The organism is Caballeronia sp. LjRoot34 (assembly GCF_964253815.1).
Lineage (GTDB): Bacteria > Pseudomonadota > Gammaproteobacteria > Burkholderiales > Burkholderiaceae > Caballeronia.
This window is the reverse complement of sequence record NZ_CAXUSB020000001.1, coordinates 2,646,528-2,658,934: the sequence shown is the minus strand read 5'-3', so window position 1 is coordinate 2,658,934 and position 12,407 is coordinate 2,646,528. Positions and strand designations below refer to the sequence as shown.

Sequence of the window (12,407 nt, the reverse complement as noted above, 5' to 3'; positions counted from 1 at the left end):
CCCGCCTGCCTTGGCAACCCAACATCGGTTTAAACAAAAAAGTCTGCCCGACGTGTCGATTTGCGGGCTGATCGCACGTCGTATCGAAAGAGGGCGCTGTTCGGCGCCGTCTCTCCAGTTAGTTGGTCAACCCGTTACATCCAGGAGCAAAGCAATGTCGACTTCAGCTGTCAAACCGATCCCGGAAGGGATGCATACGATCACGCCTCACCTGGTTTGCAAGGGCGCATCGGACGCCATCGAGTTCTACAAGAAAGCATTCAACGCGGTCGAGCAAATGCGTCTGCCGACTCCCGACGGCACGGTGATGCACGCCATGCTGAGCATCGGCGATTCAACACTGATGCTGGCCGAGGAATTCCCGAATTGTCGTAGCGGACCGCTGACGCTGAAAGGCTCGCCGGTCACGCTGCATTTGTATGTGAAAGACGTCGACGCCGCCTTCGCGCAAGCCGTCGCCGCCGGTGCAAAAGTCACCATGCCCGTCGCCGATATGTTCTGGGGAGACCGCTATGGCCAGATCGAAGATCCGTTCGGTCATCACTGGTCGCTCGCAACTCATACCCGCGATCTCACCGCCGATGAGATCCGCGAAGGCATGCCTAAGGGCATGCCGACGTAATTTCGGGCGAGTTCAACTGCAATAGGCAGCATGACGCCGCGTCTGAAGCGTCAGTCCGCGGCGTCATACCGGCCAGCACTTTTGTGGGTTAAGCGTGTTCGCTTAACCCACAAACCTCAGGAGTTTCCATGCAGAAGATCTCTCCTTTTCTATGGTTCAACAACAACGCGGAGGAGGCCGCTCAGTTCTACACGAGCATCTTCAATCACTCGCGAATCCTGTCGGTGATGCGCTTCGGCGACGCAGGCCCTGGACCGAAGGGCGCGATCATGGGCATTGCATTCGAACTGGAAGGCCGGGAGTTCAAAGCGCTGAACGGCGGCCCGGTGTTCACCTTTACGCCTGCTATCTCGCTTTTCGTCGACTGCGAGACTCAGGAGGAAGTCGATAATTTGTGGGCCCGGCTCGGCGATGGCGGCGAACCGCAGCAGTGCGGCTGGATTAAAGACAAGTTCGGTGTGTCGTGGCAGATCGTGCCTGTGGCGCTCGGGAAAATGCTTCAGGACCCGGACGCGGAGAAATCGTCGCGCGTCATGCGGGCAATGATGGGCATGGTCAAGCTTGATATCGCGGGGCTCGAGCGGGTTTATCGGGGCGAGTGACCCGGGACCAAGCGGGGCGTCATGAGCGTTCTGTCGGCCGTCATTCGACAAATAACAAAAATGAATTTGGGATGATGCGCGTACGCCGGTACGATCGCGCGTTCCGCAGCCTCTGCAATTGCATCCCGTCCCATGTCGATTTCCTTTGCACCCGAGCCCGCCGTCGCGTCCGCATCCGGATCCGCGTCAGCCGCCGCGCGTCCCGTTATCCGCAGCGCAGCCGATGTCTCGCAGCTCGTCAATCGTGGCGCCGCGGTCGGCAGCGACGCGCGCATCGTTATTGCCATTGCGCTCGGTGGCGTGTTCCTCGACGCCTATGATCTCGGCGCGCTCGCGTTCGGGGTGAAGGACATTGCCCGCGAGTTTTCGCTCACGCCGGCCGCGACCGGTTTTGTCGCTTCAGCGATTACGTTCGGCGCGATCATCGGCGCGTTCCTGGGCGGGTATCTGACCGACAAGATCGGCCGGTATCGCGTTTTCATGGCCGACATGTTCTTCTTCGTGGTCGCCGCGATTGCGTGTGGACTCGCGCCCAATGCCTGGGTGCTCGGTGGGGCACGTTTTGTCATGGGATTGGGCGTGGGCATCGATTTACCGGTCGCGATGGCTTTCCTCGCGGAGTTTTCGCGGCTGAACGGGCGCGGCAACAAGGCGGCGCGCATCGCGATGTGGTGCCCGACCTGGTACGCCGCCATCAGCGTGTCCTATTTGCTCGTGCTCGCGTTATACGCCGTATTGCCTGCCAGCCATTCCGGCTGGCTGTGGCGGCTGACGCTGGGTTTCGGCGCGCTGCCGGCGCTCGTGATCATTGCGATTCGTAGCCGATATATCAGCGAGTCCCCGGTCTGGGCCGCGAATCAGGGCGACTTGCGTGGCGCGGCGCAGATCTTGAAGCGCTCGTACGGCCTTGATGTCGAGGTCGATCCGGCCGCGCTGCAAAGCGCCAAAAAAACCGTGCATAAAGCGACATGGAGCAATTACGGCGCGTTGCTGCGCGGCGTGTACCTGCGACGTACGGTGCTTGCAACTGTCATCGCGGTGGCTTCGTCGTTTGCGTACAACGCGGTCGCGTTCGGATTGCCGGTCATCATTTCCAGCTTCCTCGCGCAGTCGATGCTCACTACCATTCTCGCCGCGCTCGCGTTGAATCTGTGTTTTGCTTTCGTGGGGGGATTGATTGCCGTGCGGACGGTGCCGAAGGTCGGCGCGTGGAAGCTGACCGTGCTGGGTTACGCGTTCCAACTGGCGGCGTTGATCGGGCTGGCGGTGGTCGGCCGTCCTGCGGGCGTCGCGCAGGTCGCGCTTGCAATCGGGTTTCTCGCGGTTTTCCTGCTTGGGCAAGGCTTCGGTCCCGGTTCGCACAGCATGACGTTTGCATCGCTTAGTTATCCGACGTCGTTGCGTGGTGTGGGCGTGGGTTTCAATCAGACGCTGATGCGCGCGAGCTCAACCGTTTCGCTGTTCCTGTTCCCCGTGCTTTCGGCGGCGCTCGGCACCAAGGTCTTCTGGATTATCGCGATCGCGCCGCTTGCCGGTTTGATCGCGCTGCTGGCAATTCGATGGGAACCGTCGGGTTATGACGTCGATGCCGAGGATTTCGATACGGCGTCCGTCACCGTTAAACACGCTTGATGGCCGCGCGGGGCAGGCGATGTTTGCTTCGTCGCGTGCGGACTGCGCCAAACGCCGGTACGATCCCTCATGGCGAATTCCAACCGCAGCGGGTTTGATCGCTGCATTACTCCATGTCCATGAGGAACAAAATGATCGTTGAAATGCGTATTTATCACTGCGCGCCGGGTCGTCTGCCCGCATTGAACGACCGGTTCGGGAACATTACGCTCGGCTTTTTCAAGAAATACGGAATCGAACCGATCGGGTTCTGGACCACGCTGGCCGGTCCAAGCAACCACGCGCTGACGTACTTGCTGAAATGGGAAAGCCTGGCCGAGCGCGAAACCAAGTGGAACGCGTTCCAGGCCGACGCCGAGTGGATCGCCAAGCGTGCCGAGACCGAGGCGAAGGCGCCTATCGTCGAGCGGATTGAAAATCACTTTCTGTCGCCGACGGCTTATTCCGCTTTGCGTTGATGCCATGATGTAGAGATCTGCCCGGTTATCGGATTCGATACCCGGGTTTTTTTGTAACTGGCTCGCGAACGTGCGCTTCGTGAACGAAGGGCGTGCCCGGTGCGGCTTAAACCCCGGTTTCCATCTCTTAGCCTAGCGGTTTCAACAAAATCGCAAGGGCCTCACCGGCCGTGGCTATCGCAACGGCAGATTCGACCGGGTTCGTGTTGAAGAACGTCCACGGGCCGATATCGTCTCTGAACTGATTCCACGTTCCGATAAAACCGAGCGACAGAATCAGCCCGAAGAGCAGGCTGAATGCGATTGCCGCGGATAACCACTTGTTGTGATTAAAACTGTCCGGTGAAAACGCGAACACGCTCAGACAGAGCAACTGCACGGCAAGAACCACCAGTACTCCTGGATGGTATTGGATACCTTTGTATGTGAACGAACGCGACATGCGCGAGCGTTCATATCTGTTTCCCATGGCTTGTCCTCCTTGAATCGTGGACTTCCGACCCGTTCATGGATCACTCTATAGCCGCTGCGCTCCCGTCAGGATAGGCGGCGTGGCCCCGGCTGTCCTGCGCCAAGTCCCGGGCTGGGTCGGTGAGCGCGATGCGGTCGCTTTTAAGCACGTATGCTCTGACCGATGAGACCGCTGGCGGAACAGGCGGGCTGGTGTCTGGATGCTATCGAGGGGGTCGTCAATCATGTTCGGGTGCGGGTCTGATCTGACAGTAAGCCCGCGAGGTGCTTCTTACACCTTTAAAACGTCTGCTCTGCAATCGGTGCCGGTCGATGCGGTGCGTCCCCGGCAGCACGGCTATTGTGTCCCAGAGGGGGCTGCCGCGATCGTCGGGGGAAGGGGGCACCGCAGATCGCGGGGCAAAGCGCCTTTGTTACACGCGGGGCGGAACTGGCGCCAGCTTCGCCGCACTGTGGCTAAAGTTTTCCCAATTCTTGTCGTCATACAGAGCGCTACCTATTACACCGGAGACCGCAATGAAGTCGGTAAGCGCAGAAATCGACATGGTGGAAAAGACGCTGCATGAACTCGTTCGGCGGCCACGTTTGATTCGTGGCATCTACTGGTCTACGCACATAGAGTGCCTTCTGGCGCGCCCGGGACTCCGGGCTCAAGACAAAGTACGGCTAGCCGCTCTGCTCAACTTGATCAGCAGCGTAGCGCCAACCGTTGAGCTCTCCCAGGATTTACGAGTTGATGCTTTGATTGCGACCTGAGCCGGGACCGCTGCTGTCTACGAACTGACCTGATCGGCTCTGACTTCGGCTCTGACTCAAACGGTTCACGCGAATGCACTCGGAGTGGAGGAGTGCGTGAGCAAAGAAAAAAGGACTTAGCCCGTTAAGGCTAAGTCCTTGATTTCCCTACAACTATCTTGGTCGGGGCGACAAGATTTGAACTTGCGACCCCCTGCACCCCATGCAGGTACGCTACCAGGCTGCGCTACGCCCCGAAAGATCAAAAGTATATCAGAGACTCTTGGATTTTAGAACCTGCAGACTCATCTTCGAAGCAAAGCCCGTCAGTTTCACTCTTCCAGCGAGCAAATGGCGTTCATTCCGCCACCGCGCCGGATGCCGGAACTCGACTCCGCGGTTCGGGGCGGCGGCGCCAGGGCCTATAGCCTTATGGCTTGCAAACTCAAGCAAACTCAATACCGCAACTCGGACTGTGTGTACTCGGACGTATGGATGGTCACTGATGGCTCGACGGGGCTTCTCCTCGCGCGAAACCTCAAAGCCATCACAGCGGCAACGACGCAAGGAATTGCGTAAGCCACTGCGCGTTCGCCACAAGCGGACAACGACGATAGATCGATGTATCGCTCACGATCGGTCGTGGTAGCTGAAGCAAAAACGAAAGTCAGCGTGAAATCCAGCAGCATTGCCAGACCGCAGAAGCCAATGAAAATGAGCGCGCCGTTGAACACCGGCGCGCGGCGGCCGGCGTTCAACGTGTTGCAGACAAACACAAACGCCCCCAACAACGCGAAATTGAGGATCAACGGAAACCAGGGGAAATTCATCACACGCCCGCTCGGTGGTCTTGTTAGAAGGAAAGAGCCATCGATCGCCGGCTCCGGAGAGCCCAACGAGCGAAGTGGCGCGATCTTCACATGAGCGGTAGCGTGATTTGAATACGATTTATCCTAGTTTTCGAGGCGTCGGCGAAGATCCACGCGACCGGGCGGGGGCAACCTGATGCGGCATGGAACGGTCGACGGAATCATCGGCGGCGAGTGCTGCCGAGATGAAATCGATGAAAGTACGCACCTTGGTCGTCATGTATTTGCGGCTCGTGTAGACGGCGTATACGCGCGGTGCGAACGTGGTGTAGTCGGGGAAAAGGCGCGTCAGAACGCCTGACGCCAGTTCCTGCGCCACGATCCATTCGGGAAAGTAGGCGAGGCCAATTCCAGCGCGCACGAGTTGCAGCATCATGGAGCTGTCGTTGGTCTTGAGCACGGCGCTGTTTTTCACCGCGAAAACGCCGTCGGGACCGGAGAACTCAACGGTATCCACGCTGGTGTACGTCGGCAGAACGATTTCATAACGTTCGCTGAGTTCGCTGGGATGCCGCGGATAACCCCGCCGCTTCAGATAGTCCGGCGAGCCCACGAGCACGAACGGCACTTTGCAAAGCGGTCGCACGATCATCGTGGGAGAAGGTTCTGACGTTGCCCGCAATGCCATGTCATAACCTTCTTCCACCAGATCGACGAAGCGGTTTTCCAGCCGCAGATCGATCAGTACGTCCGGATAACGCGCCCGATAGGCGACCAGGATATCGGCGAACTTCGCGGTCGCGAACCAGCCCGGCGCCGTGATCTTCAGCACGCCTCGCGGTTGATCGGTTTGCGACCCGACCGCGGCTTCGGCGGCCTGCAAAATATCCAGCGCTTCCCGGCACTGCTCGTAATAAACACTGCCGGCTTCCGTCAGGCTCAGATGACGCGTGGTCCTGTTCAGCAAGCGAACACCCAGTTGCCGTTCGAGATTGGCGACGTGCTTGCTGGTCATCGCGGTGGAAATATCCAGCCGCTCGGCGGCTTTGACAAAGCTGCCGGCTTCGACAACGTCGCGGAATACTCGCAGACTGGTTAATGCATCCATGACTCGGCATCCATGACACTTTCCTGACAGGAAACAAAGTGCTCAGTTTAGCGGCGTTTGTCTTCACGCCGAGTTTCATCGGCCTCCGCCTAGCCTCGTCTTGCCACCATCTCGGAAACACGCTGGGCCGCATCCAGCAGCGGGTCGAGAAATGCCTTCACCATCTGCTTCGCGTTTTTGCGCTGCGCATTGCCGCTGATATTCAACGCCGCGATTACGCGTCCCTGGCGGTCGCGGATGGGCGCGGACATCGAAATCAGGCCTTCTTCCAGTTCCTGGTCGACGATCGCCCAGCCTTGCTTGCGCACCACGGTCAGCGCGGCTTTCAGCGCGGTTTTATCGGTCAGCGTGCGGGGCGTGCGGGCTTCCAGCGGACTGGCATCGAGCACGGCGTCGAGTTGGTTTTCGTCGAGCGAGGCCAGCAGGACGCGTCCAAGCGATGTGCAGAACGCGGGCAAACGGCTGCCGATAGACAGGTTGATCGTAATGATCTTATGCGTGGGCACGCGTAGCACGTACACGATCTCCGTGCCGTTCAACACGGCGGCCGAACAACTCTCGTGCACCTGGCCGACCAGCTCTTCCATCACCGGTTCGGCCAGGTTCCAGAACGGCATCGATGTCAGGTAGGCAAAACCAAGGTCGAGGATTTTCGCGGTCAGCGTGAAATAACGCCCGTCGGCGTCGACGTAACCGAGCGCCTGAAGGGTAAGCAGAATGCGGCGCGCGCCCGCGCGGGTCAGCCCCGACGCGGCGGCGACCTCCGACAAGGTCTGCGCCGGACGCGTGGCATCGAAGGAGCGGATGACCGATAAACCGCGCGCAAACGACTGCACGTAAGCATCGCCGGGCCGCGAGGGAGAATCGGCTTCGGCAGGGGACGTGGTCATCGCTATTGGTCCTATGAATCGAGCACATTGCGAGTGCATCGGTACAAACCCGAGGATCATTGACAGCGCAACGAATGCGGGAATACCATGACGTTTGTTCGCTAAACGAATCGATGTTCGCACAGCGAACTTAAAAATGCAAGCGACGCCGGGCAAGATCAAGTCACCCGGCGCGCTTTGATTCAGTTGAAATGCGGCTTCGATGCATTCGGCATTCGTCAAAGGAAGAGACGGCATGATCAACAAGATTTTCGACTCGCTGAGTTCAGCGGTGAAGGACGTTCAGGACGGCGCGACCGTGATGATCGGCGGGTTCGGCACGGCGGGCATGCCGTCGGAACTGATCGATGCGCTGATCGAACAGGGCGCACGCGAACTGACCATCGTGAACAACAATGCAGGCAATGGCGAGACGGGCCTCGCGGCGCTGTTAAAAGCGAAACGCGTGCGCAAGATCATCTGCTCGTTTCCGCGACAGAGCGATTCGCAAGTGTTCGACGGCTTGTATCGCGCGGGCGAACTTGAACTCGAACTCGTGCCGCAAGGCAACCTCGCTGAGCGCATTCGCGCGGCGGGCGCGGGCATTGGTGGATTTTTTACGCCGACGGCCTACGGCACGAAGCTGGCGGAAGGCAAGGAGACGCGTTTTATCGATGGCCGGCATTACGTGCTCGAAGCGCCGCTGCACGCCGATTTCGCGCTGATCAAGGCATTCAAGGGCGATCGGTGGGGCAATCTGGTGTATCGGAAAACGGCACGCAACTTCGGCCCAATCATGGCGATGGCAGCAAAAACGGCCGTCGTGCAGGTATCGCAAGTGGTGCCGCTCGGCGGGTTGGACCCGGAAGATATCGTGACGCCGGGCATCTTCGTGCAGCGCGTGATTGAAGTGCCGCAAGCGGTGCACGCGGCAGAGACGGCAGCGGCGAAAGCGGCTTGAGCGAGTGCCGCTTAGCTGCAAGCCTTTTAGCCCAGCCGCAACAACGAATGCATCAAGCAAGGACATCGACATGAAAAAACTGACTCGTGACGAAATGGCGCAACGCGTCGCCCGTGACATTCAGGAAGGCGCGTATGTGAATCTCGGCATTGGCGTGCCGACGCTCGTCGCCAACCATCTCGCGGCGGATCGCGAAATCTTCCTGCATAGCGAAAATGGTCTGCTCGGCATGGGCCCGGCGCCGGAGAAGGGCGCGGAAGATGACGAACTGATCAACGCCGGCAAACAGCACGTGACGCTGCTCACCGGCGGCGCATATTTCCACCACGCCGATTCGTTCGCGATGATGCGCGGCGGCCACCTCGATATCTGCGTGCTCGGCGCGTTCCAGGTGTCGGCCAAAGGCGATCTCGCGAACTGGCATACCGGCGCGCCCGACGCCATTCCGGCTGTCGGCGGCGCGATGGATCTGGCGATCGGCGCGAAGAAGGTCTACGTGATGATGGAACTGCTCACCAAGCAGGGCGAAAGCAAGCTGGTGCCCGAATGTTCCTATCCGGTGACGGGCGTGAATTGTGTGAACCGCGTGTATACGGATCACGGTGTATTCGACGTGACGCCGAATGGCTTCGTGGTGCGGGAAATTATCGAAGGGCTGTCGTTCGACGAATTGCAGAAACTGGCGCAGGTGCCGCTGACGTTTGAACCGCTCGAAGCGGCTACCACGCTCGAAGCGTAATCAACGCTTAATCAGGGAGATAGCATGAAAGAAGCTTTTATTTGCGACGCGATTCGCACGCCGGTCGGCCGTTACGGCGGCGCGTTGTCCTCAGTTCGTGCCGACGACCTCGGCGCCGTGCCGTTGCGCGCGTTGATGGAACGCAATAAGGACGTGGACTGGAACGCCGTCGACGATCTGATCTTCGGTTGCGCGAACCAGGCGGGCGAGGATAACCGCAACGTCGCGCGCATGTCTGCGCTGTTGGCCGGTTTGCCCGACGGCGTGTCCGGCTCGACGATCAACCGCTTGTGCGGATCGGGCATGGACGCAATCGGCGTGGCCGCGCGGGCAATCAAGTCGGGCGAAGCGGCGCTGATGATTGCGGGCGGCGTGGAAAGCATGAGCCGTGCGCCGTTCGTGCAGGGCAAGGCGACCACGGCATTTTCGCGCCAGGCAGAGATCTTCGATACGACCATCGGCTGGCGTTTCATCAATCCGCTGATGAAGAAGATGTACGGCGTGGATTCGATGCCGGAAACCGCCGAAAACGTCGCGACCGACTATAAGGTGAGCCGCGAAGATCAGGACGCGTTTGCTGTGCGCAGCCAGCAGAAAGCGTCGCGCGCTCAGAAGGATGGCTCGCTCGCGCAAGAGATCGTGCCAGTTTCCATCGCACAGAAAAAGGGCGATCCGGTGCTGGTCTCGCAGGACGAACATCCGCGTGAAACGAGCATGGAAGCGCTCGCGAAATTGAAGGGCGTCGTGCGTCCGGATGGCACGGTGACGGCGGGCAACGCGTCGGGCGTGAACGATGGCGCGGCGGCGTTGCTTATCGCCGATGAAGACAGCGCCAAGCGTTTCGGCCTCGTGCCGCGTGCGCGCGTGTTGGGCATTGCAACCGCCGGCGTGCCGCCGCGCGTGATGGGCATTGGTCCGGCGCCGGCGTCGCAGAAGCTGATGAAGCGCCTGGGCATGACCATCGATCAATTCGATGTGATCGAGCTGAACGAGGCGTTTGCATCGCAAGGTCTGGCTGTGCTGCGCCTGCTCGGCATTGCCGACGACGATCCCCGCGTCAATCCGAACGGCGGCGCAATCGCGCTCGGCCATCCGCTCGGCATGAGCGGCGCACGCCTGGTGACGACCGCGATGTATCAGTTGCATCGGACCGGCGGACGCTTTGCGCTGTGCACGATGTGTATTGGCGTGGGTCAAGGCATTGCGATCGCCATCGAGCGCGTGTGATGTCTGAGCCGACATTTTCGGCGGCGGGACGGCTGACGGACCTGATCTGCGGCACGCGCGAGATGAACGCTGTGTGGTCCGCGCGCCAGACCGTCCAGTCGATGCTGGATGTGGAGGCGGCGCTCGCGCGGGCGTCGGCTGAGCATGGCGTGATTCCTTCTAGTGCAGTGGTGGCGATCGTGGCCGCTTGCAACGCTGATCTGATTGATCCTGACGCGTTAATGGCTGGCGCTGCGTCCGGCGGCAATCTCGCGATTCCGCTGGTGAAGTTGCTGACCGCGGCGGTCAAGCTTAAAGATGCCGACGCCGCCAAGTACGTGCATTGGGGCGCGACGAGCCAGGACATCATCGATACCGGTACTGTCTTGCAACTGCGTGCCACGTTCGACTTATTGGAAGCGGGTTTGAACGAGGCTTGCGACGCGCTCGCCAGTCAGGCGCAGACATATCGGACAACGCCGGCAATCGGCAGGACCTGGCTTCAGCAGGCGTTACCGATCACGCTCGGTCTTAAATTCGCTCAATGGCTCGATGCGTTGACGCGGCATCGCGAGCGTCTTGCGCAGTGCCGTTCGCGCGTGCTCGCGCTGCAATTCGGCGGCGCGGCGGGCACGTTGGCGAGCCTGCGGGACAAGGCGCCGTTGGTCGCCCAATCACTCGCCGATGACCTCGGCCTGCAACGTCCTTCGTTGCCATGGCATACCCAACGCGATCGCATAGCGGAAGCGGCGGCCTGTTTCGGCATGCTGACCGGTACGCTCGGGAAAATCGCCCGCGATATCTCGCTGCAAATGCAGACGGAAGTCGGCGAACTGGCCGAGCCGGCCGCAGCGGGCAAGGGCGGTTCATCGACGATGCCGCACAAGCGCAACCCCGTGGGCTGCGCTGCTGTTTTAACGGCTGCCATGCGCGCGCCGAATCTGGTTGCGACCGTGTTCAGCGGCATGATTCAGGAGCATGAACGGGCGCTCGGCGGCTGGCAGGCCGAATGGGAAGCACTGCCCGATCTTGCCCGCCTCACGGGCGGCGCACTCGCGCAGATCACGGCGATTGTTTTGGATATCGAAGTGAACGCCGAGCGGCTCGCAGCCAATCTGGATCTCACGCATGGATTGATTCTCGGCGAAGCGGTGATGCTCGCGCTCGGCGATCGAATGGGCCGGCTCGATGCGCACACGCTCGTGGAACGGGCGTCGAAGCAAGCCGTGGCAACCGGCGCGACCCTTTACGACGTGCTCGCGAACGACGCGCGTGTCGCGCAACATCTCTCTCTTGTCCAACTGCAAGCCCTGCTCGATCCGGCGAACTACGTGGGTCAGGCGCATGCTTTTGTCGATGCCGCGCTGCGCGTGCATCGGCTCCCTTTATCCAGGAGTCTTCCGTAATGCCTTTTGCCGCCGTCAACGGTATTCAACTCTTCTATCGCATCGACGCCACCGCCGGGAGCGACGCACCCTGGCTCGTGCTGTCGAATTCGCTTGGCTCCGACGTCTCGATGTGGGCACCGCAAGTCGAAGCGCTCGCCGCGAAATATCGCGTGTTGCGTTACGACACGCGCGGTCACGGCCGTTCGGACGCGCCCAAGGGTCCGTACACACTCGCCCAACTTGTGGGGGATGTGATCGGTTTGCTCGACACGCTCGGCATCGAGCGCGCGCACTATTGCGGCCTTTCGATGGGCGGGCTGACCGGCATCGCGCTCGCCGCACGCCACCCGGAGCGCTTCGCGCGCGTGGTGCTGTCGAATACGGCGGCGCTGATTGGCTCGGACGCGGTATGGACGCCCCGGGCGGCGAAGGCCCGCGAGGAGGGCGGCATGCCTGCATTGGCCGATGCCGTCCTGCCGCGCTGGTTCACGGCTGGCTTCATGGCGGCGCACCCGCTTTTGCTGTCGGGTATTCGCGACGTGTTCCGCCACACTTCCGGCGAAGGTTATGCATCGAATTGCGAGGCGATCCGCGACGCCGATGCACGTGAAGAAGCGAAGACCATCAAGGCGCCGGTGTTGGTTATTTCGGGCACGCATGACCAGTCCACGACCGCTGCGCAAGGGCGCGAACTGGCCGGGTACATTGCGGGCGCGCGTTATGTCGAACTCGATGCCGCGCACTTGTCGAATATCGAGCAGGCGGACGTCTACACGAAAACGTTGCTGGATTTCCTGGGAGCCTGAC

General features: G+C 60.5%; 14 protein-coding genes and 1 tRNA gene. 10 read left to right on the top strand and 5 right to left on the bottom strand.

Features of this window, described 5'->3' with window-relative positions:
• Positions 1-154 precede the first annotated feature (154 nt).
• The 4 genes from ACSQ36_RS11815 (at position 155) to ACSQ36_RS11800 (ending at position 3,314) form a co-directional block, all read left to right on the top strand.
• The gene (locus tag ACSQ36_RS11815; RefSeq protein ID WP_436182039.1) at positions 155-622 is read left to right on the top strand and encodes a VOC family protein; all 468 of its coding nucleotides are present in this window, start codon (positions 155-157) and stop codon (positions 620-622) included.
• Positions 623-750: 128 nt separating this feature from the next.
• The gene (locus tag ACSQ36_RS11810) at positions 751-1,224 is read left to right on the top strand and encodes a VOC family protein (RefSeq protein ID WP_436182038.1); all 474 of its coding nucleotides are present in this window, start codon (positions 751-753) and stop codon (positions 1,222-1,224) included.
• Positions 1,225-1,356: 132 nt separating this feature from the next.
• Positions 1,357-2,856: an MFS transporter gene (locus ACSQ36_RS11805; protein ID WP_213761691.1), complete on the top strand. Its 1,500-nt coding sequence runs from the start codon at positions 1,357-1,359 to the stop codon at positions 2,854-2,856.
• Positions 2,857-2,987: 131 nt separating this feature from the next.
• The gene (locus ACSQ36_RS11800; protein WP_436182037.1) at positions 2,988-3,314 is read left to right on the top strand and encodes an NIPSNAP family protein; all 327 of its coding nucleotides are present in this window, start codon (positions 2,988-2,990) and stop codon (positions 3,312-3,314) included.
• A gap of 127 nt (positions 3,315-3,441) precedes the next feature.
• On the opposite strand, the gene ACSQ36_RS11795 is transcribed toward ACSQ36_RS11800, so the two are convergent.
• Positions 3,442-3,783, bottom strand: a complete 342-nt coding sequence (locus tag ACSQ36_RS11795) for a hypothetical protein (protein ID WP_255631102.1) — start codon at positions 3,781-3,783, stop codon at positions 3,442-3,444.
• Between the two features lie 518 nt (positions 3,784-4,301).
• Here ACSQ36_RS11795 and ACSQ36_RS11790 point away from each other — a divergent pair.
• A complete protein-coding gene (locus tag ACSQ36_RS11790; protein WP_436182036.1) occupies positions 4,302-4,541 on the top strand; it encodes a hypothetical protein in 240 nt (79 codons plus the stop codon).
• A 159-nt stretch (positions 4,542-4,700) separates the two neighbouring features.
• Here the strand turns inward: ACSQ36_RS11790 and ACSQ36_RS11785 are convergent.
• From ACSQ36_RS11785 to ACSQ36_RS11770, 4 genes are all read right to left on the bottom strand, one after another.
• Positions 4,701-4,777 (bottom strand) — tRNA-Pro (locus ACSQ36_RS11785).
• A gap of 198 nt (positions 4,778-4,975) precedes the next feature.
• Positions 4,976-5,350: a hypothetical protein gene (locus tag ACSQ36_RS11780; protein ID WP_436182035.1), complete on the bottom strand. Its 375-nt coding sequence runs from the start codon at positions 5,348-5,350 to the stop codon at positions 4,976-4,978.
• Positions 5,351-5,468: 118 nt separating this feature from the next.
• Complete coding sequence (locus tag ACSQ36_RS11775; protein WP_436182034.1) at positions 5,469-6,437, bottom strand: LysR family transcriptional regulator; 969 nt, start codon at positions 6,435-6,437, stop codon at positions 5,469-5,471.
• Between the two features lie 89 nt (positions 6,438-6,526).
• Positions 6,527-7,327: an IclR family transcriptional regulator gene (locus ACSQ36_RS11770; RefSeq protein ID WP_436182033.1), complete on the bottom strand. Its 801-nt coding sequence runs from the start codon at positions 7,325-7,327 to the stop codon at positions 6,527-6,529.
• A 235-nt stretch (positions 7,328-7,562) separates the two neighbouring features.
• Between ACSQ36_RS11770 and ACSQ36_RS11765 the strand changes: the two genes are divergently transcribed.
• The 5 genes from ACSQ36_RS11765 to pcaD all read left to right on the top strand — a co-directional run bounded on the left by ACSQ36_RS11765 (position 7,563) and on the right by pcaD (position 12,406).
• Positions 7,563-8,267 (top strand): 3-oxoacid CoA-transferase subunit A, encoded by a 705-nt coding sequence (locus tag ACSQ36_RS11765; RefSeq protein WP_436182032.1) that lies wholly within the window; start codon positions 7,563-7,565, stop codon positions 8,265-8,267.
• Positions 8,268-8,337: 70 nt separating this feature from the next.
• A complete protein-coding gene (locus ACSQ36_RS11760; protein WP_436182031.1) occupies positions 8,338-9,006 on the top strand; it encodes a 3-oxoacid CoA-transferase subunit B in 669 nt (222 codons plus the stop codon).
• A gap of 24 nt (positions 9,007-9,030) precedes the next feature.
• Positions 9,031-10,233: a 3-oxoadipyl-CoA thiolase gene (gene pcaF / locus ACSQ36_RS11755; protein ID WP_436182030.1), complete on the top strand. Its 1,203-nt coding sequence runs from the start codon at positions 9,031-9,033 to the stop codon at positions 10,231-10,233.
• Positions 10,233-11,618: a 3-carboxy-cis,cis-muconate cycloisomerase gene (locus ACSQ36_RS11750; protein WP_436182029.1), complete on the top strand. Its 1,386-nt coding sequence runs from the start codon at positions 10,233-10,235 to the stop codon at positions 11,616-11,618. Before pcaF ends, ACSQ36_RS11750 begins: the two co-directional genes overlap by 1 nt.
• Positions 11,618-12,406 carry a 3-oxoadipate enol-lactonase gene (gene pcaD / locus ACSQ36_RS11745; RefSeq protein ID WP_436182028.1) on the top strand — a complete coding sequence of 263 codons (789 nt, stop codon included), beginning with the start codon at positions 11,618-11,620 and terminating at the stop codon, positions 12,404-12,406. Before ACSQ36_RS11750 ends, pcaD begins: the two co-directional genes overlap by 1 nt.
• The last annotated feature ends 1 nt before the right edge of the window (position 12,407 follow it).

What these genes read in the sequence shown, in the direction of transcription:
- ACSQ36_RS11815 (WP_436182039.1), top strand. Translation starts at nt 155, where the DNA reads ATGTCGACTTCAGCTGTCAAACCGATCCCGGAAGGGATGCATACGATC.
- ACSQ36_RS11810 (WP_436182038.1), top strand. Translation starts at nt 751, where the DNA reads ATGCAGAAGATCTCTCCTTTTCTATGGTTCAACAACAACGCGGAGGAG.
- ACSQ36_RS11805 (WP_213761691.1), top strand. Translation starts at nt 1,357, where the DNA reads ATGTCGATTTCCTTTGCACCCGAGCCCGCCGTCGCGTCCGCATCCGGA.
- ACSQ36_RS11800 (WP_436182037.1), top strand. Translation starts at nt 2,988, where the DNA reads ATGATCGTTGAAATGCGTATTTATCACTGCGCGCCGGGTCGTCTGCCC.
- ACSQ36_RS11795 (WP_255631102.1), bottom strand. Translation starts at nt 3,783, where the DNA reads ATGGGAAACAGATATGAACGCTCGCGCATGTCGCGTTCGTTCACATAC.
- ACSQ36_RS11790 (WP_436182036.1), top strand. Translation starts at nt 4,302, where the DNA reads ATGAAGTCGGTAAGCGCAGAAATCGACATGGTGGAAAAGACGCTGCAT.
- ACSQ36_RS11780 (WP_436182035.1), bottom strand. Translation starts at nt 5,350, where the DNA reads ATGAATTTCCCCTGGTTTCCGTTGATCCTCAATTTCGCGTTGTTGGGG.
- ACSQ36_RS11775 (WP_436182034.1), bottom strand. Translation starts at nt 6,437, where the DNA reads ATGGATGCATTAACCAGTCTGCGAGTATTCCGCGACGTTGTCGAAGCC.
- ACSQ36_RS11770 (WP_436182033.1), bottom strand. Translation starts at nt 7,327, where the DNA reads ATGACCACGTCCCCTGCCGAAGCCGATTCTCCCTCGCGGCCCGGCGAT.
- ACSQ36_RS11765 (WP_436182032.1), top strand. Translation starts at nt 7,563, where the DNA reads ATGATCAACAAGATTTTCGACTCGCTGAGTTCAGCGGTGAAGGACGTT.
- ACSQ36_RS11760 (WP_436182031.1), top strand. Translation starts at nt 8,338, where the DNA reads ATGAAAAAACTGACTCGTGACGAAATGGCGCAACGCGTCGCCCGTGAC.
- pcaF (WP_436182030.1), top strand. Translation starts at nt 9,031, where the DNA reads ATGAAAGAAGCTTTTATTTGCGACGCGATTCGCACGCCGGTCGGCCGT.
- ACSQ36_RS11750 (WP_436182029.1), top strand. Translation starts at nt 10,233, where the DNA reads ATGTCTGAGCCGACATTTTCGGCGGCGGGACGGCTGACGGACCTGATC.
- pcaD (WP_436182028.1), top strand. Translation starts at nt 11,618, where the DNA reads ATGCCTTTTGCCGCCGTCAACGGTATTCAACTCTTCTATCGCATCGAC.